Annotated in this window: 18 protein-coding genes and 1 tRNA gene; 11 read left to right on the top strand and 8 right to left on the bottom strand. The window is 70.6% G+C overall.

Annotation, left to right across the window (positions count from 1 at the left end; translation table 11 throughout):
- The first annotated feature begins 8 nt into the window (after positions 1 to 8).
- The 4 genes from PV734_RS18705 to PV734_RS18720 are packed head-to-tail and all read left to right on the top strand — an operon-like array spanning position 9 to position 1,978.
- Complete coding sequence (locus PV734_RS18705) at positions 9 to 440, top strand: roadblock/LC7 domain-containing protein (RefSeq protein WP_105969869.1); 432 nt, start codon at positions 9 to 11, stop codon at positions 438 to 440.
- A 2-nt stretch (positions 441 to 442) separates the two neighbouring features.
- Positions 443 to 814 (top strand): DUF742 domain-containing protein, encoded by a 372-nt coding sequence (locus PV734_RS18710; RefSeq protein WP_006374978.1) that lies wholly within the window; start codon positions 443 to 445, stop codon positions 812 to 814.
- Positions 792 to 1,400: a GTP-binding protein gene (locus PV734_RS18715; RefSeq protein ID WP_319091171.1), complete on the top strand. Its 609-nt coding sequence runs from the start codon at positions 792 to 794 to the stop codon at positions 1,398 to 1,400. The genes PV734_RS18710 and PV734_RS18715 overlap by 23 nt, the downstream gene beginning before the upstream one ends.
- Positions 1,397 to 1,978: a GAF domain-containing protein gene (locus PV734_RS18720; RefSeq protein WP_319091170.1), complete on the top strand. Its 582-nt coding sequence runs from the start codon at positions 1,397 to 1,399 to the stop codon at positions 1,976 to 1,978. Before PV734_RS18715 ends, PV734_RS18720 begins: the two co-directional genes overlap by 4 nt.
- A 40-nt stretch (positions 1,979 to 2,018) precedes the next feature.
- Here PV734_RS18720 and PV734_RS18725 read toward each other — a convergent pair whose 3' ends face one another.
- Positions 2,019 to 3,905 carry a DUF2264 domain-containing protein gene (locus PV734_RS18725; protein WP_319091169.1) on the bottom strand — a complete coding sequence of 629 codons (1,887 nt, stop codon included), beginning with the start codon at positions 3,903 to 3,905 and terminating at the stop codon, positions 2,019 to 2,021.
- 393 nt (positions 3,906 to 4,298) lie between these two features.
- Here PV734_RS18725 and tdh point away from each other — a divergent pair, with 393 nt between their 5' ends.
- From tdh to PV734_RS18745, 4 genes are all read left to right on the top strand, one after another.
- Positions 4,299 to 5,327, top strand: a complete 1,029-nt coding sequence (gene tdh, locus PV734_RS18730) for an L-threonine 3-dehydrogenase (RefSeq protein WP_319091168.1) — start codon at positions 4,299 to 4,301, stop codon at positions 5,325 to 5,327.
- Between the two features lie 42 nt (positions 5,328 to 5,369).
- A complete protein-coding gene (locus tag PV734_RS18735; protein ID WP_319091167.1) occupies positions 5,370 to 6,569 on the top strand; it encodes a glycine C-acetyltransferase in 1,200 nt (399 codons plus the stop codon).
- Between the two features lie 61 nt (positions 6,570 to 6,630).
- Positions 6,631 to 7,533 (top strand): LysR family transcriptional regulator, encoded by a 903-nt coding sequence (locus PV734_RS18740; protein WP_319290382.1) that lies wholly within the window; start codon positions 6,631 to 6,633, stop codon positions 7,531 to 7,533.
- An 82-nt stretch (positions 7,534 to 7,615) separates the two neighbouring features.
- Positions 7,616 to 7,975, top strand: a complete 360-nt coding sequence (locus PV734_RS18745) for an MmcQ/YjbR family DNA-binding protein (RefSeq protein WP_319091165.1) — start codon at positions 7,616 to 7,618, stop codon at positions 7,973 to 7,975.
- A 15-nt stretch (positions 7,976 to 7,990) separates the two neighbouring features.
- On the opposite strand, the gene PV734_RS18750 is transcribed toward PV734_RS18745, so the two are convergent.
- Together PV734_RS18750 and PV734_RS18755 are read right to left on the bottom strand one after the other, a co-directional pair.
- Positions 7,991 to 8,887, bottom strand: coding sequence for a transketolase family protein (locus tag PV734_RS18750; RefSeq protein WP_319091164.1), 897 nt, complete (start codon positions 8,885 to 8,887; stop codon positions 7,991 to 7,993).
- A gap of 75 nt (positions 8,888 to 8,962) precedes the next feature.
- Positions 8,963 to 9,733, bottom strand: coding sequence for a transketolase (locus tag PV734_RS18755; protein WP_415924225.1), 771 nt, complete (start codon positions 9,731 to 9,733; stop codon positions 8,963 to 8,965).
- A gap of 137 nt (positions 9,734 to 9,870) precedes the next feature.
- On the opposite strand from PV734_RS18755, the gene PV734_RS18760 reads away from it, so the two are divergent.
- Positions 9,871 to 9,944, top strand: a tRNA-Pro gene (locus tag PV734_RS18760).
- Positions 9,945 to 10,018: 74 nt separating this feature from the next.
- Here PV734_RS18760 and PV734_RS18765 read toward each other — a convergent pair.
- A complete protein-coding gene (locus PV734_RS18765; RefSeq protein WP_319290534.1) occupies positions 10,019 to 11,005 on the bottom strand; it encodes a glycoside hydrolase family 43 protein in 987 nt (328 codons plus the stop codon).
- 284 nt (positions 11,006 to 11,289) lie between these two features.
- Here PV734_RS18765 and PV734_RS18770 point away from each other — a divergent pair, with 284 nt between their 5' ends.
- Both PV734_RS18770 and PV734_RS18775 read left to right on the top strand, forming a co-directional pair.
- The gene (locus PV734_RS18770) at positions 11,290 to 13,104 is read left to right on the top strand and encodes an ABC transporter ATP-binding protein (protein ID WP_319091163.1); all 1,815 of its coding nucleotides are present in this window, start codon (positions 11,290 to 11,292) and stop codon (positions 13,102 to 13,104) included.
- Positions 13,105 to 13,203: 99 nt separating this feature from the next.
- Positions 13,204 to 16,578: a pyruvate carboxylase gene (locus tag PV734_RS18775; protein ID WP_319091332.1), complete on the top strand. Its 3,375-nt coding sequence runs from the start codon at positions 13,204 to 13,206 to the stop codon at positions 16,576 to 16,578.
- Between the two features lie 96 nt (positions 16,579 to 16,674).
- On the opposite strand, the gene PV734_RS18780 is transcribed toward PV734_RS18775, so the two are convergent.
- The 4 genes from PV734_RS18780 to PV734_RS18795 form a co-directional block, all read right to left on the bottom strand.
- On the bottom strand, positions 16,675 to 17,202 hold the full coding sequence (locus PV734_RS18780) for an NUDIX hydrolase family protein (protein WP_044471876.1): 528 nt from the start codon (positions 17,200 to 17,202) through the stop codon (positions 16,675 to 16,677).
- Between the two features lie 91 nt (positions 17,203 to 17,293).
- Positions 17,294 to 18,004 carry a response regulator transcription factor gene (locus PV734_RS18785; protein ID WP_319290384.1) on the bottom strand — a complete coding sequence of 237 codons (711 nt, stop codon included), beginning with the start codon at positions 18,002 to 18,004 and terminating at the stop codon, positions 17,294 to 17,296.
- Between the two features lie 72 nt (positions 18,005 to 18,076).
- Positions 18,077 to 20,083, bottom strand: a complete 2,007-nt coding sequence (locus tag PV734_RS18790) for an FtsX-like permease family protein (protein WP_319290386.1) — start codon at positions 20,081 to 20,083, stop codon at positions 18,077 to 18,079.
- Between the two features lie 151 nt (positions 20,084 to 20,234).
- Positions 20,235 to 20,921, bottom strand: a complete 687-nt coding sequence (locus PV734_RS18795; RefSeq protein ID WP_319290388.1) for an ABC transporter ATP-binding protein — start codon at positions 20,919 to 20,921, stop codon at positions 20,235 to 20,237.
- Between the last annotated feature and the right edge of the window lie 31 nt (positions 20,922 to 20,952).

Below are 20,952 nucleotides of genomic sequence, written 5' to 3' on the forward strand. Positions count from 1 at the left end.
GATCCACCATGGCGAGCGATGTGCCGACCGGCCATGTATCCGATCTCGACTGGCTGATGAGCGGCCTTGTCCAGCGCGTACCGCACACCACGAGCGCGGTACTCCTGTCCTGCGACGGACTCGTCAAGTCCGTGCACGGACTCGACCCGGACAGTGCCGACCACATGGCCGCCCTGGCCTCCGGTCTCTACTCCCTCGGACGCAGCGCGGGCGTCCGCTTCGGGGACGGCGGCGAGGTGCGCCAGGTCGTCGTCGAACTCGACTCGACCCTGCTGTTCGTCACCACCGCGGGCTCCGGCACCTGTCTCGCCGTGCTGGCGGGCCGTGAGGCCGATGCCGCGGTCCTCGGCTACGAGATGGCGATGCTGGTCAAGAGCGTCCGCCCGTATCTGATGACCGCGCCCCGGCAGTCGGCCGAACCCTCGGCGATGAGGCCTTGAGCGTGACGGCGGCCGGCGACGGGCCCTGGCTCGACGACGCGGCCGGACGGCTCGTGCGTCCCTACACCGTCAGCAACGGCCGGACCAGGCCGAGCACCGCCCTCGACCTCATGTCCCAGGTGATGGCCACCGGAGCGACACCTCTCGGCTATCTCGGCCCCGAACACGCACAGGCTCTCGACCTGTGCCGCAGGCCCGTCTCGGTCGCCGAGATGGCCGCCCAGCTGAAGTTGCCGGCGGCGGTCACCAAGGTGCTGTTGTCCGACCTCGTCGACTGCGGCGCACTCACCACCAAACCGCCCGAGTTCTACCACAACCCCACTGACCGGTCTCTTCTGGAGGCAGTGCTCGATGGACTACGACGACAGCTCTGATCCCTTCCCCACCGCCTTGAAGATCCTGGTGGCCGGAGGGTTCGGAGTCGGCAAGACGACCCTGGTCGGTGCGGTGAGCGAGATCGCGCCGCTCAGTACGGAGGAACTGCTCACCACGGTGAGCGCCTCGACCGACAGTCTCGAAGGTATCGAGAACAAGGTCGAGACCACCGTGGCGATGGACTTCGGCCGCATCACCCTGGACCCGCAACACGTCCTCTATCTGTTCGGAACGCCCGGACAGGAGCGGTTCTGGTTCATGTGGGACGAGCTCTCCGAAGGCGCGCTCGGAGCGGTGATCCTCGCCGACACCCGGCGCCTGGAGGACTGCTTCGCGGCCGTCGACTTCTTCGAGCAGCGCGGCCTCGGCTTCATCGTCGCGATCAACGAGTTCGACGGCTCCTACCGCTACGACCCCGAGGAGGTGCGCGCCGCCATCGACCTCGATCCCGAGATCCCGATCGTGCGCTGCGACGCCCGGATCTCCAGTTCGGGGGTGCAGACCCTGCTCACCCTCGTACGGCACCTGCTCGCCCACGCGCCCGCCCCCGCACCCAGCGCCCACAGTGAGGGAGCCCGCCCATGAGCTACGACCCGCCACGCCCGGCAGGTCGTCTGCTGCTGACTCCCGAGGACAACGAGGCCCCGGCCCGCACCCGGCGACTGCGCGGACTGGGCTTCGGGGAACGGCCCGAACCCGCCCTCGACGCCTTCGCGGACCGCCTCGCGGAGCTGGTCGGCGCGCCGTACGCGATGGTCAACTTCATCGGTGAGGAACGGCAGTTCTTCGCCGGGCTCCATGTTCCCGCCGATGCCGGCCCCGGTCGTGCCGCCGGCGGCGACTCCGACGAGGTGAAGCCGCGGGTGGGCCGACGACTGCCGCGCGACCACGGGTTCTGCCCGCATGTGGTGGTCCGGCGCAAGGCGCTCGTCCTGGAGGACGTACGGGACTATCCGCGGTTCGCGGGCAACCCGGTCGTCGACGAGTTCGGCATCCGCTCCTATCTGGGCGCGCCGCTCATCGACACCGCCGGCATGGCGCTGGGCACGGTGTGCGTCGCCGACTTCGGGCCGCGCCCGTGGGGGAGGGCGGGGCTCGAGACCATCAAGGCGATGGCGGCGGAACTGGTCGGGCAGCTCGCTCCGGGGGAGGCCCCTCTCTGAGGGGCGGCACTCTGAGGGGCCCGTCGGAGAGGGGGCGCCGTCACACGGAGACCGTCTCGCCGTCCGGGAACATGATCAGGGCGCGGCCCTCCTCCGTCACCGCGCACGACACCGCCTCGCGCAGGGCCTGTGGATGCACGGCGTCCCGGGTCAGCGCGACCAGCGTCACGAACAGCCTGCTCGCGCCCGGGGACCGCGCCGCGCGCTGGAGGTACGGTGTCGCCGAGTGCGGGCCGAAGGCGTTCGCGTCGACCGCGCGGGCCACGCCCGTGACCTCGTCCCAGCCGTGCAGCGCGACAACCACGCTGGTCAGTCCGGAAGCGGTACGGGTCAGGGCCCAGCCGTCACCCCGCTCGGCCTCGGGCAGGGCGCTGTCGGCCACCGCGTAGCCGCCCTCGCGGACCGCCGCGTCGGCCGGTGCCTGGACCCGGTGCACACGGATCTCCCAGGAGCCGTGCAGCACACTCGTCGACTCGACCTGGAACTCGCCCTCCACGCCGGGGAGTTCGGCTTCGTACCGGGAGGCGGCGACCCGCCCCGAGCAGTGCAGCGGAAGGATTCTGCGCCGGCGTGACGCCGTGCCGTCGGGGGCGAGAAGCGCCAGATGGCCGTCCACGTTGCGCTCCCAGGCCACCGAGCCCGTCTCCGGTGCGGAGGCCGTCGAGTAGCCGAACTTCGCGTAGTGCGGATCGTCGTCGGCGGGTCCTTCCATCGGGTTGCGATCGCTGCCGTGGTTGACGAGGCGCACGATGCCGTCGTGCCGGGTGCCGTGCAACAGCCAGCCCGGTCCCGGCAACGCCGTGAACTGGTCGGACTCCTCGACGGGCAGCGGGCGTTCCCTGGCGGTCCACACCTGGTCCTCCGGGGGCAGCAGCAGGCCCAGGAAGGCCATGCTCGACCAGTACGGCGACCCGGGCCCCGAGTGCGCCTGGGTCGCGGGCAGAAACGTGCCGTACCAGCCGAGCGGCAGCAGTCCGCGCTCGTCGGGCACCCCGCGCTCCACGAAGTGCGCCACCGCGCCGGAGGCCAGCCGCCGGGTCAGCCCCGGCGCCAGGGGAGTGCACCGGGCCAGCGCGCCCAGCCAGACGGGGGCGGTCGCGGCGAAACGGTACGTCAGGGAGCGGCCCTGGTGTACGGGGGCGCCGTCCGCCCCGAAGAACTGCGGGTAGGAGGCGAGGAACTGGGCGAGGCGGCGACGGTGGACCCGGCCGCGTCCGCCGTCCTCGCCGCCCGTCATCCGGCACCACAGCAGCGGATACAGGTGCAGCGACCAGCCCACGTGATAGTCGAACGTACGGCCGTCGCCGTCGCTGTACCAGCCGCCGCCCACATACCAGTCGTCGATCCGGTCGAGGCCGCCGTCGATGTCCTCCTGGCGGTGCGGCGCCCCGACGGAGGCCAGGAACTGCTCGGCGACCACCTGGCACAGCCGCCCGCTGTCGTCCCGGGTACGGCGGCCCACGAAACCCCACAACCAGTCGACGATTCGTTCCTGCACATCCACGTCGAGCCGGTCCCAGATCCAGGGACGGCTCTCGTGCAGCCCGATGGCGATCGAGGCCGCCTCGGTCATCGGCTGGGAACAGTCGGTGAGTTCGGGCCACGCCTCGCCGCTGTCACGGTCCGTGCCCGTTGTCAGACCCTGCGCGTAGCGTTCCACGAGACGGGAATCCACCTCGCCCGCCGCTCCCGCGATCCGGAAGGAGGCCAGCAGGAACGACCGCGCGAAACCCTCGAGTCCGTCCGACACCACGCCCGCCGAGGAGTTCCGCCCGGGCAGCCGGTACTGCGCGAGTCCCGGCGTCGCATAGGGGACCAGAGCCTCCAGCTGCCGGTCTGCGAGCGCCTCCCAGTGCGCCCGGGTCCAGCCGGTGAACAGCGACAGGACCCGGTCGTTGGGCGGAAGCGCCAAGTGCGGTGCGGGCATGACGGGTTCCTGACTCCTTACGGCCCCGACGGGGCGCGGCTGTCGGTTCAGTTGTCGGCCGAGCTGTCCGTTCGCACGGTTTCTCCGAAGGGATACGGCTGATGGTTCCGGTCCGATCAACAAAGGTGCGCCTGCAGTCGTTCATCCGGCCAACGGGGATATGCCAGACCTCGTCCTTCGTGGCGGTGCCCGACCTGGCGCGGACGCGTGAAGGAAAGCTGCGGCGGCGCTTAAGAAAACCTCGATGGACCCGGGAGCCGCCGTACGGCAGATTTCGTCTCGCGTTCTCGGACGCGCGTTCTCGTCGGTCCTGCCGTCGACGTCACCCCCCTCCCCGCCACGGGCTCCTTCGGCGTGCCCTGCCCCGGGGTCCTACCCACAGGAGCCGTTGCGTTGAAGGCGCTGGTCAAGAAGAAGGCGGAGCCCGGGCTGTGGCTCACGGACGTGCCGGAACCGTCGGTCGGTCCCGGTGACGTACTGATCAAGGTGCTCAGAACCGGGATCTGTGGCACCGACCTGCACATCCGGGCCTGGGACGGCTGGGCGCGGCAGGCGATCCGTACGCCGCTGGTACTCGGGCACGAGTTCGTCGGCGAGGTCGTCGGGACCGGACGCGACGTCCCCGACATCGGCGTCGGCGACCGGGTCAGCGGCGAGGGGCACCTCGTGTGCGGCCGGTGCCGCAACTGCCTCGCCGGGCGCCGCCATCTGTGCCGGGCCACGGTGGGGCTCGGTGTCGGGCGCGACGGGGCCTTCGCCGAGTACGTGGTGCTGCCCGCCGCCAACGTCTGGGTTCACCGGGTACCCGTCGACCTCGACGTGGCGGCGATCTTCGACCCGTTCGGCAACGCCGTGCACACCGCCCTGTCCTTCCCCCTGGTCGGCGAGGACGTCCTGATCACCGGAGCCGGCCCGATCGGCCTGATGGCGGCAGCGGTGGCCCGGCACGCCGGGGCGCGCAACGTGGTCGTCACCGACGTCAGCGAGGAACGGCTCGAACTCGCCCGCAAGATCGGCGCGAGTCTGGCACTGAACGTCTCCGGGGCGACCGTCGCGGACGGTCAGCGCACCCTGGGTCTGCGCGAGGGTTTCGACATCGGCCTGGAGATGTCCGGGCGCCCCGAGGCTCTGCGCGACATGATCGCCAACATGACACACGGCGGACGCATCGCCATGCTGGGCCTGCCGACCCAGGAGTTCCCGGTCGACTGGTCCCGGATCGTCACCTCGATGATCACCATCAAGGGGATCTACGGCCGTGAGATGTTCGAGACCTGGTACGCGATGTCGGTGCTCCTGGAGGGGGGCCTCGACCTCTCCCCGGTCATCACCGGCCGGTACGACCACCGCGACCACGAGGCCGCCTTCGCGGACGCGGCGAGCGGCCGGGGCGGCAAGGTCATCCTCGACTGGACCACGTAACTCCCTCTCCGACCTCTCCCTCACAGCTCAGGAGCCTCTGTCATGTTCGACTCCGTGCGCGACGACCTGCGCGCCACCCTCGACGAGATCCGCGCCGCCGGTCTGCACAAGCCCGAGCGGGTCATCGGAAGCCCGCAGTCCGCGACCGTCTCCGTGACGGCGGGCGGGCGCCCCGGCGAGGTGCTCAACTTCTGCGCCAACAACTACCTCGGCCTCGCCGACCATCCCGAGGTCGTCGCCGCCGCCCACGAGGCCCTCGACCGCTGGGGCTACGGCATGGCCTCCGTGCGCTTCATCTGCGGTACGCAGGAGGTGCACAAGGAACTGGAGGCCCGGCTGTCGGCGTTTCTCGGCCAGGAGGACACGATCCTCTACTCCTCCTGCTTCGACGCCAACGGCGGTGTCTTCGAGACCCTCCTCGACGCCGAGGACGCGGTGATCTCCGACGCCCTCAACCACGCCTCGATCATCGACGGCATCCGTCTGTCCAAGGCCCGCCGTTTCCGGTACGCCAATCGCGACATGGCCGACCTGGAACGACAGCTGAAGGAGGCGACGGAGGGCGGGGCGCGCCGGAAGCTGATCGTCACCGACGGCGTGTTCTCCATGGACGGCTATGTGGCCCCGCTGCGCGAGATCTGCGACCTCGCCGAGCGCCACGACGCGATGGTCATGGTCGACGATTCTCACGCCGTCGGCTTCGTCGGCCCAGGTGGCCGGGGCACCCCTGAACTGCACGACGTCATGGACCGTGTGGACATCATCACCGGCACGCTTGGCAAGGCGCTGGGGGGTGCGTCCGGGGGCTATGTGGCCGCGCGTGCCGAGATCGTCGCGCTTCTCCGGCAGCGCTCCCGGCCGTACCTCTTCTCGAACACGCTTGCCCCGGTGATCGCCGCCGCTTCGCTGAAGGTGCTCGACCTGCTGGAGTCGGCGGACGACCTGCGGATCCGGCTCGCCGTGAACACCGCCCTGTTCCGCCGCCGGATGACCGACGAGGGTTTCGACATCCTGGCGGGCGACCACGCCATCGCGCCCGTGATGATCGGTGACGCCACGGAGGCCGGCCGGATGGCGGAGCTGCTTCTGGAGCGGGGCGTGTACGTGATCGGTTTCTCGTACCCGGTCGTGCCGCAGGGGCAGGCCCGGATCCGTGTCCAGCTCTCCGCCGGGCACTCCACCGAGGACGTGAACCGCGCCGTCGACGCCTTCGTCTCCGCCCGGGCGGAGCTGGCGGGCTGACCGGACCGGAGCCGGGAACGTTCAGGGCATACCGCCTCGGACGTGCTGGATAATCGACTGCATGATCGAAGCGCGGCGGCTCCACATCCTGCGTGCGGTGGCCGACCACCGTACGGTGACGGCTGCTGCCGCCGCGCTGTACCTCACCCCCTCCGCCGTCTCCCAGCAACTGGCCGCCCTGGAGCAGGAGACCGGCCACCGGCTCGTGGAGCGAGGCGCCAAGGGTGTACGACTGACCCCGGCCGGCGGGATCCTGCTCGCGCACACCAATCTGGTCCTCGCCCAACTGGAGCGGGCGGAGGCCGAGTTGGCCGCGTACGACTCCGGCGATGCCGGTACGGTCACCGTCGCCGCCTTCGCGACCGGCATCGCCCTGGTCGTCGCCCCCGCCCTGGCCCGGCTGGCCCGGACCGCCCCCGGCATCCGGGTCCGCGTCCAGGACGCCGAGGGTGACGCCAGCCTGCCGATGGTGCTCGACCGGCAGGTCGACGTCGCGGTGGCCGTCGAGTACCGGGGAGCGCCGCCCGCCGACGACCCCCGCCTCACCCACGTCCCGCTCTACGCCGAGCCCTTCGACGCGGTCGTCCCGGTCACCCACCGCCTCGCCGACGCCCGAGAGGTGCCGCTCGCCGAGTTGGCCAAGGACGCGTGGATCGGGCCCTACCCCGGCAATCCCTGCCATGAGGTGGTTGTCCTGGCCTGCGAGAACGCGGGCTTCCGACCCCGGCTCGAACATTCCTCCGACGACTTCCGGGCGGTCGTGGCACTCGCCTCCGCCGACGCGGGCGTGGCCCTCGTGCCGCGTTCGGCGCTGCGCGGAATGGAGCTGACGGGGGTGGTCGTGCGCCCGGTCGACGGGGTGGCCCCCACCCGGAGGGTCTTCGCGGCCGTCCGCAGGGGAGCGGAGGAACACCCGCTGATCCGGCCGGTGCTGGAGGCACTCGGCTCCGCCGCGCAGACGTAGGCGTGCCCTCCGGCAGGGGGAGCGTGCCCTCTCGCCAGGTGAGCGCGAGTGATTGTCAGTGGCATTGGCTACGGTGCCTTGCATGTCGGAAGCCGAAGACGTACGCCGTATCTCCCTCTCCCTGCCGGACACCTCGGAGAAGATCGCCTGGAGCATGCCCACGTTCCGGGTGGCGGGGAAGATGTTCGCCACCCTGCCCGAGAACGAGACCTCCATCGCCGTGCGCTGCCCCAAGGAGGAGCGCGACGAACTGGTCCTGGCCGAACCCGACAAGTTCTGGATCGCCGACCACGAGGCGGGCTTCGCCTGGGTGAGAGTGCGCCTGGCCGCGTTGGAGGACGAGGGCGAACTGCGGGACATCCTCGTCGACTCCTGGCGCCAGGCCGCCCCGCCCCGACTGCTGGACGCCTACCCGGAGTTGGGGGCTGCGGGCGCGGGCTGAACCCGGCGGGCGGGCTCAGGCCGCGAACCCCTGGATCCGCTCCCGGAGCGTCCGTGCGTCGAGCCCGTGCGCGGCGACGTGCTCGTCGACGTCCCCGTACCTGCGGAGCTCGCGGCGGCCGACGCCCAGGCCCAGCACCCGGTGCGGCATATCGGGGAGCGCGTCGTTCACGACGGCTGTCGACGTACCCGCCAGGTACGGCTCGACGAGGACGACGTCGGTGCCCGCCGCCCTTGTGGCCCGGCGCAGCGTGGCCGTGTCGAAGGGCCGTACGGTCGTCGCGTAGAGGACGGTGACGTCGAGCCCTTCCGTGGCGGCCAGCACGGTGTCGAGCATCGGTCCGACGGCGATCACGACACCGGAGCGGCCCTCGCGGACGGTGAGGAACCGTGCGCCGTCGACCGCGAGCCCCTCCGCGTTGGACTGCGCCGACAGCCGGACGTACACCTTGTCGTCCCCTGCGGCGACCGCGTGCCGCAGCAGCGTCTCGGCCTCGTCGGGGTGCCCCGGTACATGGACGGTCCAGCCGTCCAAGGTGTCCAGAAGGGCCACGTCACCGGGTGCCATGTGCGTGAAACCGCCCGCCGGCCAGTCGAAGGAGGCGGCGGCGCTGACCAGTACGGCGCCGACGTCCTGGTGGCCGAGGTCGAGCTTGACCTGCTCGAAGGGGCGCTCGACGAGGAAACTCGCGAAGGTGTGCACGACCGGGCGCATACCGGTGAGCGCCAGGCCGGCGCCCGCGCCGACGAGAAGCTGCTCACGGATGCCCACGTTGATCACGCGGTCGGGATGGCGGGCCCGCGCCCGGGTGAACGCGTCCGCACCGATCTCGGCGAGGACGACGGCGACGCGTGGGTCCTCGTCGAGGAGCCTGGTCAGGACGGGGGCGAAGCGGTCACGCATGGTGTCCATGGGTGAGTGGATCCCTTCAGATCGGTGAAAGCGGTCGGACAGGCCGGAACGGTCGGCGAGATCGGGTGTGCCGGCTCAACCGGACTTCGGTTCGACCCGCGCCACGACCGCGTGCGGGCGGCCGGGGTGCGGCGTGGTGAAGGCGGTGTACAAGGCCTTGTGGTCACGCCCGTCGACGGTGGTCGTGGACCAGCCCGCTGCCTGGAAGCGGGCGGCGATGCCACCGGGCCTGGCGTGGCTGGCGGAGGAGTTGTCGATGACGACGGCGTGCAGGCGTTCGAGGCCGACGGGACCGGCGAACGCGATCGCCTCGTGGTTGCTGCCCTCGTCCAGTTCGGCGTCGCCGACGAGGACCCAGACCGCGGGCCCGTCGAGCCGCTGGGCGCGCAAGCCGAGCGCCGTACCGACGGCGATCGGCAGCCCGTGCCCGAGCGAGCCGCTGCCGATCTCGGCTCCTGGTACGAGGACCCGGTCCGGGTGGTGGCCCAGCGGCGAGTCGTACGAGCCGAAGCCCGGCAGCCAGTCCACGGGCAGGAAACCCTTGGCGGCGAGTACCGCGTAGTACGCCATGGGCCCGTGTCCCTTGGACAGCAGGAACCGGTCACGTTCGGGGTCCGTCGTCCGGTCCGGGGCGACGCGCAGGACCCGGTCGTAGAGGACCCAGAGCACGTCCAGGGTGGAGGTCGCCGCGGGCCCGTGCTTCTCGTCGCCGGTCATCAGCCCCATGAGTCCGGGCAGCTCGGTGTATCCGTGCGTGTCGTACCGGTCGTGTGCGTCGTGTGCGTCGTGTGCGTCGTGTGCGTCGCGCGTCCCGGACGGGTCGGCGTGCGTGGCTGTGGCTGTCATGGGGACGATCCTGCGACCTCAACCAAACTTGAGGTCAAGTGTCGGATGTGCGGAAAAAGGCGTGCGCGACCATCGACCCGAGTGCGGTATTGTTTCCATGCGTGTTCGGCCAGGGGAAAGCCCAGGTCAGACAGTATCGGGACGTGGCGCAGCTTGGTAGCGCACTTGACTGGGGGTCAAGGGGTCGCAGGTTCAAATCCTGTCGTCCCGACTTGTGAAGTCGGAGGCCGGAGGCCGTTTTCTCAGCGATGAGGAGACGGCCTCCGGTGTTTGCGCACCCGGGCGTCAGCCGCCGCCGTCGAGGTCGGCGCGCCGGCGGAGCACCCGCAGCTCATGTCCGGCGAACTCCATCTCGTACAGCTTGCCCCGCGCGTTGTCGAAGGGGCGGTGGAGCACCATCATCAGTCGGCCGTCGAAGGTGTGGAAGAGCATCCCGTGCCCGCTGTCCTCGCGGACCAGCGGCCGGTGCTGCTGCCACGGGCCCGTGACGGCGCCGGACGCCGAGGTGGCGTAGGTCTGCACATAGCCACCGCTGATGGTCCCGTCCCGGCCGACGGTGTTCTTCTCGTACGTCGACCACAGCATGAGCAGTGATCCGTCAGGGGCGCGGTGCAACTGCGGGCCGTCGGTGACGTACGGCGGGAGCTGGTTCGGCAGGCCGCCGGGGATCTCCTCGGCGAGCCAGGACGCGTCCGAGCCCTTGAACAGGAAGACGGGATCCCCGATCGTCCGGGACAGGTCCGGGGCGAGCCGGACGGCTTCCATGGTTCCGTCGATGGTCTGCAGCCACTCGTGCGCGTAGACCATCCAGGGCTGTCCGGAGGGGTCGACGTGGAGCGTGCCGTCGAGCGTCATGAGGTTCTCGGGCGGGGTGGGACGTGCGGGGTCCACGACGCTGAAAGGGCCCAGCAGCGAGGACGAAACGGCCGTGATCGTGCCGCGCATGTAGGCCGGGATCTGGAACGGGGTGCCCCACCGGTTCGGCGGAGGTACCGGAAGTGGTCTGCCCTCGTCGTGCAACGTGGTGAACAGGTAGTACCGGCCGTCCCATTCGTGCACCTCGGGCGCCCAGCCGCCGTCGGTCGCCCAGATCTCCTTCTGCTCGGCGGCCAGGAACACCACCACGGGGCGCGTCCAGTCCCGCAGGTCGTGGCTGCGGTAGACCATCGTGCCGGTGCCGTCCACGCCCGATACGGACGGGTTGTTGGACGTGTAGAGGTAGTAGGTGCGGGTCTTGTCGTCGGCGACGACGAACGGATCGTGCAGCGGCATGTCGGGAAGCCGCAGCGGGGTGTTCTCGGTGTCGGTGTCAGCCACGGTCGAAGGATAAACACACCGCTCCGACCTTGGGTCGCACCCGTGTTCGGGCATGCCGTGGCCGAGAAAACGCGTGGACCGCGGGGAAGCCGACGCGGGACAATGCGACATCTGGCCTGCCCCTACTCACACTTCGGCGCCGCCGCGACCTTCGCGGGGGCGACGTCGTCGCGCCCGCCTGCCCGGACGACCCCGGCGAAGGCGAGTGGCCGGTCACCCTACGACACCACAGGGTTGGAATGGGATCGCCTGAATCGCCCCAGGATCCACCGGGCAAGGGGCCTGTGCTCCTCGCACTTCGCTATTACGGACGGGAGTTGGCCCGTCTCCGCCTGCTGACGGTGCCCGCGATGCTGCTGCCGGCACTGGGCAACATCGGCCTCAACTACATCGCGCCGCTGATCGTCGCGAAGCTCGTCGGCCGCATCGCCGACGACAACGGCGTCGCCGTCGGCTCGGCGCTGCCCTACGTCCTCGCCTTCGCGGGCGTCATGCTGCTCTCGGAGGTGCTCTGGCGGATCGGTCTGCACTGCCTGAACCGCGTCGACGCTCGCGGCATCGAGCATCTGTACGTGATCGGAATGGACGAGCTGTTCGCCAAGGACGCCGCCTTCTTCCACGACAACTTCGCAGGGTCGCTGACCAAGCGGGTCCTGAGCTTCGCCTCCCGGTTCGAGGAGTTCGTCGACACCCTCACGTTCCAGGTCGTGGGCAGCCTCGTGCCACTCGTGTTCGGGTCGGTGGTGCTGTGGCGCTACGAACCACTGCTGGTGGTCGGCCTGGTGGCGATGATCGCACTGACGGCGCTGTGTGTGGTGCCCCTCATCCGGCGTCGCCAGGCGCTCGTCGACAAGCGCGAGGAGGCGATCGCCCGGGTGTCGGGCCATGTCGCCGACAGCCTGATGAACATGGACACGGTCAGGGCGTTCGCCGCCGAGGAACGGGAGGCCGCCGAGCACCGGTCCCGGGTCGCGGCGTCACGGCGGCTCATGCTGAGGTCGTGGGACTACGGCAACCTGCGCATCGACACCCTGGTCGCACCGCTGTCCGTGCTCACCAACGCCCTGGGCCTGCTGCTCGCGGTCACCCTCGCCGGGAACGGGCACGGCGTGGAGACGGTCGTGGTCGCCTTCACGTACTACTCGAACGCCACCCGGATCATGTTCGAGTTCAACCAGATCTACCGCCGGCTGGAAAGCTCGATGACGGAGGCCGCGCAGTTCACCGAACTGCTGCTGACCTCGCCGACCGTGCTCGACCCCCCGGCGCCGGAGGCCCTGCGGTCCAGGGCTGCCGACGTCCGCTTCGAGAACGTCACCTTCGCCCACGCCGGTGCCGAGCCGCTCTTCGAGGGACTCGACCTGGCGGTGGCCGGCGGAGCGAAGGTCGGCCTCGTCGGTCGCTCCGGCGGAGGCAAGACCACCCTCAGCCGCCTGCTGCTGCGGATGACCGACATCGACGCCGGGCGGATCATGATCGGCGGCCAGGACATCAGCCGGCTGCGCCAGCGGGACCTGCGCGGTCTGATCGCCTACGTGCCGCAGGACCCGGCGATGTTCCACCGCACACTCCGCGACAACATCCTGTTCGCCCGCCCGGACGCCACCGACGCCGAGGTCCGCCGGGCGGCCGAGGCGGCGCACGTCACGGAGTTCGCCGACGCGCTGCCGGACGGCTTCGACACCATGGTGGGCGAACGCGGAGTCAAGCTGTCCGGTGGACAGCGCCAGCGGGTCGCCCTCGCCCGGGCGATCCTGCGCGACGCGCCGATCCTGCTGCTCGACGAGGCCACCAGCGCCCTGGACTCGGAGAGCGAGATCCTCGTCCAGGAGGCGCTGTGGCGGCTCATGGAGGGGCGGACGGCGCTCGTGGTGGCACACCGGCTGAGCACGGTCGCAGGCATGGACCGGCTCGTCGTCCTCGACCGCGGAAGGATCGTCGAGCAGGGCACGCACCAGGAGCTGCTCGCGTCGGAGGGCGCCTACGCCAAGCTGTGGCAGCACCAGTCGGGGGGCTTCCTGGACGACACGCCTGCCTCGGCAGACCTCCGCTGAACGTGCCCCTGGTGGGTGTGAGTGGCCCGGCTCACATGGCGCGAGCCGGGCCTGGCCGACACCATGGGGCGCGTCACCGGCAGGCTGAAGGGATCCAGGATGTTCCGCAAGGTGCTGGTCGCCAACCGTGGTGAGATCGCGATTCGCGCGTTCCGCGCCAGCTTTGAGCTGGGCGCGAGGACCGTGGCCGTCTTCCCGCACGAGGATCGCAATTCACTGCACCGGTTGAAGGCCGACGAGGCCTACGAGATCGGCCGTCCCGGACATCCTGTCCGGGCGTACCTCTCCGTGGAGGAGATCGTCCGCGCGGCGCGAAAGGCGGGCGCGGACGCGGTGTACCCCGGTTACGGGTTCCTGTCCGAGAACCCCGATCTGGCGCGCGCCTGCGAGGAGGGCGGCATCACCTTCGTCGGGCCCAGCGCCGACACACTGGAGCTGACCGGCAACAAGGCGAGTGCGGTGGCCGCCGCCCGCGCGGCAGGCGTTCCGGTGCTGGCCTCCTCGGCGCCCTCGGCCGACGTGGACGAACTCGTCCGCGCCGCCGACGACATCGGCTTCCCGGTGTTCGTCAAGGCCGTCGCCGGCGGTGGCGGGCGCGGCATGCGGCGGGTCGAGGAACCCGCCCAACTGCGCGAGTCCATCGAGGCCGCGGCCCGCGAGGCGGCCTCCGCGTTCGGTGACTCCACGGTCTTCCTGGAGAAGGCGGTCGTCGAGCCACGCCACATCGAGGTGCAGATTCTCGCCGACGGCCAGGGCAACGTCATCCACCTGTTCGAACGTGACTGCTCGGTGCAGCGACGCCATCAGAAAGTGGTCGAGATGGCGCCCGCGCCGAACCTCGACCCGGAGCTGCGGGACCGGATCTGCGCCGACGCCGTGCGCTTCGCCGAGCAGATCGGCTACCGCAACGCGGGCACCGTGGAGTTCCTCCTCGACCGCGAGGGCAACCACGTCTTCATCGAGATGAACCCGCGCATCCAGGTCGAGCACACGGTCACCGAGGAGGTCACCGACGTCGACCTCGTCCAGGCACAGCTGCGCATCGCCTCCGGCGAGACGCTGGCGGACCTCGGGCTCTCCCAGGAGACCGTCACCCTGCACGGCGCCGCACTGCAGTGCCGGATCACGACCGAGGACCCCGCCAACGGCTTCCGCCCGGACACCGGCAGGATCAGCGCGTACCGCTCGCCCGGCGGCTCCGGCATCCGGCTGGACGGCGGCACCACCCACGCCGGTACGGAGATCAGCGCGCACTTCGACTCGATGCTGGTCAAGCTCACCTGCCGGGGCCGTGACTTCGGGACCGCGATCAGCCGGGCCCGGCGCGCCGTGGCCGAGTTCCGTATCCGTGGCGTGGCCACCAACATCCCGTTCCTGCAGGCCGTGCTCGACGACGCGGACTTCCGCGCGGGCCGGGTCACGACCTCGTTCATCGAGCGACGGCCGCACCTGCTCACGGCACGTCACTCCGCCGACCGCGGCACGAAACTGCTCACCTACCTCGCCGACGTCACCGTGAACAAGCCGCACGGCGAACGCCCCGAACTGATCGACCCGGTCAGCAAGGTCCCGCAGCTGCCGAACTCCGAGCCGCCCGCGGGTTCCCGGCAGCGGCTCGTCGAACTGGGCCCGGAGGGCTTCGCCCGGTGGCTTCGAGAGTCGCCGACCATCGGCGTCACCGACACCACGTTCCGCGACGCCCACCAGTCACTGCTCGCCACCCGGGTCCGTACCAAGGACATGCTCGCCATCGCCCCGGTGGTGGCGCGGACCCTGCCCGAACTACTGTCCCTGGAGTGCTGGGGCGGCGCCACCTACGACGTCGCGCTGCGCTTCCTCGCCGAGGACCCCTGGGAGCGCCTGGCCGCCCTGCGCGAGGCCGTGCCGAACATCTGCCTGCAGATGCTGCTGCGCGGCCGCAACACCGTGGGCTACACGCCGTACCCGACCGAGGTGACCGACGCCTTCGTGCAGGAGGCCGCGGCCACCGGCATCGACATCTTCCGGATCTTCGACGCGCTCAACGACGTAGGCCAGATGCGGCCCGCGATCGATGCCGTACGCGAGACGGGAACGGCGATCGCCGAAGTCGCCCTGTGCTACACGTCCGACCTGTCCGACCCCTCCGAGCGGCTCTACACCCTCGACTACTACCTCCGCCTCGCCGAGCAGATCGTCGAGGCGGGCGCCCATGTCCTGGCCGTCAAGGACATGGCGGGCCTGTTGCGCGCCCCGGCCGCCGCTACCCTCGTGTCGGCGCTGCGCCGCGAGTTCGACCTGCCGGTGCACCTGCACACCCACGACACCGCGGGCGGCCAGCTCGCCACCTACCTCGCCGCGATCCAGGCCGGCGCGGACGCGGTGGACGGCGCGGTGGCGTCGATGGCGGGCACCACCTCGCAGCCGTCGCTGTCGGGCATCGTCGCCGCGACCGACTACTCCGAGCGGCCCACCGGGCTGAGCCTGACGGCCGTGGGCGACCTGGAGCCGTACTGGGAGAGCGTCCGGAAGATCTACGCACCGTTCGAGGCGGGCCTCGCCTCGCCGACCGGGCGGGTCTACCACCACGAGATCCCCGGAGGGCAGCTGTCCAACCTGCGCACCCAGGCGGTCGCGCTGGGCCTCGGCGACCGCTTCGAGGCGATCGAGGCGATGTACGCCGCCGCGGACCGGATCCTCGGCCGGCTGGTGAAGGTCACCCCGTCGTCGAAGGTGGTCGGTGACCTCGCCCTCCATCTTGTCGGCGCCGACGTCTCGCCGGCGGACTTCGAGGCGACGCCGAACAGGTTCGACATCCCCGACTCCGTCATCGGGTTCCTGCGCGGTGAGCTGGGCAACCCGCCCGGCGGCTGGCCGGAGCCCTTCCGCACCAAGGCGCTTGAGGGCCGGGCCGCACCCAAGCCCATGGCGGAACTGACCTCGGACGACCGAACAGGGCTGGCGAAAGACCGTCGGGGGACGCTCAACCGGCTGCTGTTCCCCGGCCCGACACGCGAGTTCGAGACCCACCGTCAGACGTACGGCGACACCAGCGTGCTGGCCAGCAAGGACTTCTTCTACGGGCTGCGTCCCGGGACGGAGTACTCGGTCGACCTCGAACCGGGTGTGAGGCTCCTCATCGAACTGGAGGCCGTGGGCGAGGCCGACGAACGTGGCATGCGCACGGTGATGTCCACGCTGAACGGCCAACTGCGGCCGATCCAGGTTCGCGACACCGCCGTGTCCTCCGACATCCCGGCCACGGAGAAGGCCGACCGGACCAATCCCGGACATGTCGCCGCCCCGTTCGCCGGAGTGGTGACGCTCGCCGTCACCGAGGGGGACGAGGTGGCGGTCGGTGCCACGGTGGCGACCATCGAGGCGATGAAGATGGAAGCCGCGGTCACCGCCTCGAAGGCCGGAAAGGTGACCAGGCTGGCCATCAACAGGATCCAGCAGGTGGAGGGCGGTGACCTGCTCGTCGAGATCGCCTGAATGGAGTGTCTGACAACGGTTCGCGACGGGGGCGGCCCGGGGGTGACAACCCCCGGGCCGCCCCCGTCGCGGTGGTCCGCCTGTTCAGGAGCCTGTTCAGGACAGGCGGCCGACATGGGCCAGGGCCTGCTTGAGGAGCATTCCCTGACCGCCCGGCATCTCGTTCTGCACCACGGGGGAGGACGCCTCCTCCGGACTGAACCAGACCAGGTCGAGGGCGTCCTGGCGCGGGCGGCAGTCGCCGGCCACCGGGACGATGTAGGCGAGGGACACCGCGTGCTGGCGCGGGTCGTGGAACGGGGTGACCCCCAGCGTCGGGAAATACTCCGCGACGGTGAAGGGCTGCGGGGAGGCCGGGATCCTGGGCAGGGCCACCGGGCCGAGGTCCTTCTCCAGATTGCGCATGAGGGCGTCGCGCACGCGCTCGTGGTGGAGAACGCGGCCGGACACCAGAGCGCGGCTGACGTTGCCGTCCGATCCGATGCGCAGGAGCAGACCGATGCTGGTGACTTCGCCGTTGTCGTCGACCCGTACCGGCACGGCCTCCACGTACAGGATCGGCATCCGGGCGCGAGACTGCTCGAGTTCGTCGGGTGCCAACCAGCCGGGCGTGGTTTCGATCATCTCAGACATTGGCTGATCGTACTTTCAAGTCGTCCTGTTTCTGCAGAGCCTCTCCACGTCGAACGCGCCACATCCGGCTGCCCCGACGCTGTCAGACCTCCGGGCGCGCGTGCCCGTTCTGCCATGCCCAGGCCGCGATCTCCACCCGGTTCCGCGCGGCCAGTTTCAGCTGCACGCTCGACAGATGCGTCTTGACCGTGGAGAGGGAGACGAACAGCGAGGCGGCGATCTCGGCGTTGGTGTGCCCGAGTGCGACCAGCCGGACCACGTCGAGTTCCCGGTCGGTGAGCGGTTCCGCGAGCGTCGCGGCCGAGACCTGGGGCGGAGCTGCCGGGAGGGACGTGGTGGCCTGCGGGGCGGTGATGTGCTGGAGCAGACGGACCGTGATGGACGGCGACACCAGGGCGTCACCGGCCGCCGCGGCCCGTACCGCCTCCGCGAGCAGGGTGGGCCCCGAGTCCTTGAGCAGGAATCCACAGGCGCCGCCACGAAGTGCCCCGTACACGTACTCGTCTAGGTCGAAGGTGGTGACGACGACGACTCGCATCGGGTCGGTGACCCCGGGGCCGGCCAGCAGCCGGGTCGCCTCCAGGCCGTCGAGTTTGGGCATCCGGATGTCCAGCAGACACACGTCAGGACGCTCACGGCGGGCCAGCGCCACGGCCTCCTCACCGTTGGAGGCCTCGGCGACCACGGTGATGTCCGGCTGGGCGTCGAGGAAGAAGCGGAAGCCGGTACGGACCATGTCCTGGTCGTCCGCGATGAGTACGCGGATCGGGGCGCTGGGCGGAGCGGCAGTCATGGCTCGATCATGCCTCACGGGTGGGAGGGGCGGAGTGGGTGCAGTCGAGGGTTCATCCATCGTCTCTGGTTCTCAGTCCGCCGCCTGCGCGGCGTTCTCCGTGACCGCCCGTAGCAGGGGCCTGCTCGCTCCGATCGCCGCGAACATGGCCAGCGCGCCCACCGTTGTGCACACCGCGAGGGTCACCGCCCCCGAGGTGCTGATCGTGCTGTCGAACATCTTGTTGACCTGGAAGGCGGCGTAGATTCCGGCGGCGGTGGTGCCACCGGCGAGGACGACCAGGGGGAGGACCGTCTCACGGAACCTGGCCCGGTCGAGGAGCTTCAGCGGAGTGCCGGCCAGCCGCAGCAGGGCGTAGACCCGCCGTCGGTCGAGTACGTTCGCGGCGGCGGTCAGTCCGGCGGAGGCGGTCGCGACGAGGAAGCTGACCGCGAGGGCGGCGGTGCCGAGTTCGCCCAGCCGGCCGGTGAAGGCGTCGTTCTCGGCGTTGGCGTAGTTCTGGGTGTACGGCAGCTGGCCCGGCACCAGATTCGAGAGTGCTGTGACGGCCGTGTCGAGCTGTTCCGTGCCGCCGGAGACGTGGACCAGCACTCCGGTGGAACTGCCCAGCAGGTCCTCGTCGCCCTTGCTCGTGGTGACGGTCGCCTTCACTCCGGCCGCGTCGAGCAGTGAACGGGCCTCGACGGCGGCGGTGCGGGCGATGGCGGTGCTCGTGGTGGGTACGGCGACCTGGGAGGGGAAGCGGTAGTCGTCGATGCCCACGTTGCCCACGGTGAAGAACCCGGCCACGAACCCGGCCAGGACCAGTCCGCTGACGGTGCGCCATGAGCCGCGCGGGTCGTCGCTGAGGCGGCGTGCCGCCAACAGGGTCGCCGGACGGCGGGCGAAGTGGGCCGTGATCCGGCCGAGGCGGTCCACGACCCAGGGGCCGAGCAGCCAGAAGGCGCCGTAGAACATGAGAAGCATCGCGAGCTGCTCGCGGGGACCCGCACCGCCCGAGGAGGCTGTCACATAGATGTAGAGCAGGGTCGCTGCGAAGACGACCAGGCGGATGAGGCGGGTGCGGCGCGGGTTCGCCTGCTGTGCCACGCCCAGCGGAGAGACCGCCACCTGACGCAGCGTCATCATGGCGCTCACCGCGATCAGGCCGGCCACGAACACCGTGACCGCCAGCAACCAGGGCAGGCCCACCCACAACTGGCCCGTGTACCAGCTGCCTATGCCGAACGGGATCTCCGCGAGCGCGGGCAGCAGCAGACAGTAGGCCAGCGCGCCTGTCAGCGCCCCGGCCGCGCCGACGACCGCCGACTCCAGCCCGGTCATCGCGAGGATCTGTCGCGGTGTCGCCCCGGCCAGTCGCAGCGCGGCGAGCCGCTGCTCACGCCGGGCCGCGCCGAGCCGTCCGGCGGCAGCCGCGAGCACGACCACGGGGACGGCGACGATCGCCACACCGACCGACACCGCGGGCTTGTCCGCCGAGGCGAACACGCTGACATCGGTGCCGTCGAAGCCGGAGATCACCGAGCGGGCGGTCAACCCGCCGAACTGGGCGAACATGCCGAGCGGCTCGGCCGCGGAGGAGACCGTGGGATCGGACGCGGCCTTCCCCACGACGGCCACCAGCTCCTGGGGCGCCGCGAGACCGGCGTCGCCGATGGTGCCGTACGAGGACACCCTCGGAAAGCGGTCGGCGAGTTGCTTCGGCGGTGTCCTGTTCAGCAGGTCGGCCAGGGCGGGCGAGACGTACACCTGTCCGGGCTTGGGGAACTCTGTCAGCCCCGGGGGCGCAGGAGTGGCCTTCCGGCCCGGCAGCTGGGCCAGCGAGACCACGGTGACCGGGCGGTCGCCGAGATAGGTCGTGCCGAGGGTCTGGACGGCGGTGCCGTGCCGGTCGGGGGCAGGAGTGCGCCAGGCGGTGTCGTGAGCGCGGGTGCCGCTGCCGAAGTAGGCGGCCGTGAGCACCAGGAGGATCAGTGCGCCGACCGCCGCGGCGCCGGCCGCCAGCAACTGGCTGTGCAGGCCGCGGCGGCCGGACCGGCGTGCGAGAAACCACGTCAACTGGGGGACGGGCGAGGACATGAGGGCTCCGTGATGCTCGGGAAGGGCGCGGCGGCCGGTGATCGGGACAGAAGGAGGCGGCGAGGACGAACCAGCGCCAGGCGAAGGGGCGTTGAAGTGGCGAGGAATGTGGCTCAGGGTGTGACGGCGCCGGTGTACCGCGGACCGTGACTCAAGGTGTGACGGTGTACTGGTGATGGCCGGTGATGCGGCCGTCACGGACCTGGAGGATGCGGTCGCAGTGGGCGGCCACGTCCGGATCGTGTGTGACCATCACCAGGGAGGCACCCTGCTCACGGGTGACGGAGGTCAGCAGCCGGATGACCTCCTCGCTGGTGACCTGGTCCAGCGCGCCCGTCGGCTCGTCGGCGAAGACGACGTCCGGCTGGACGACCAGGGCGCGGGCTATCGCGACGCGCTGGGCCTGGCCACCGGACAGCTGACCGGGGCGGCGCTTCTCCAGACCGTCGAGGCCGAGCGGGGCGAACCAGCGACGGGCGAGGGAGACGGCCCGGCCACGGGGCATGCCGTCCAGCATCAGCGGCAGGGCGATGTTCTCCTCGGCGGGCAGTTCGGGCAGCAACTGGCCGAACTGGAAGACGAATCCGAACTGCTTGCGACGCAGTTCGCTCAGCCGGTTCTCACCCAGGTTGTCGATACGCCCACTGTGCAGCAGGACCTCGCCGCCGTCCGGCCGGACCACTCCGGCCAGCGTGTGCAGGAGGGTCGATTTCCCGGACCCGGACGGACCCATGATCGCCAGCGACTCCCGGGCGCCGACCTTCACGTCCACGCCGTGCAGAGCGGTGGTGGAGCCGTACTTCTTGGTGAGGCCGAGACCGGCCAGGACAGTGCTCATCGTCTCTTTGTGCTCCTTGGTCTCTCCGTCG

The sequence above is a fragment of the Streptomyces sp. AK08-02 genome (assembly GCF_033795085.1).
Classification (GTDB): Bacteria; Actinomycetota; Actinomycetes; order Streptomycetales; family Streptomycetaceae; genus Streptomyces; species Streptomyces echiniscabiei.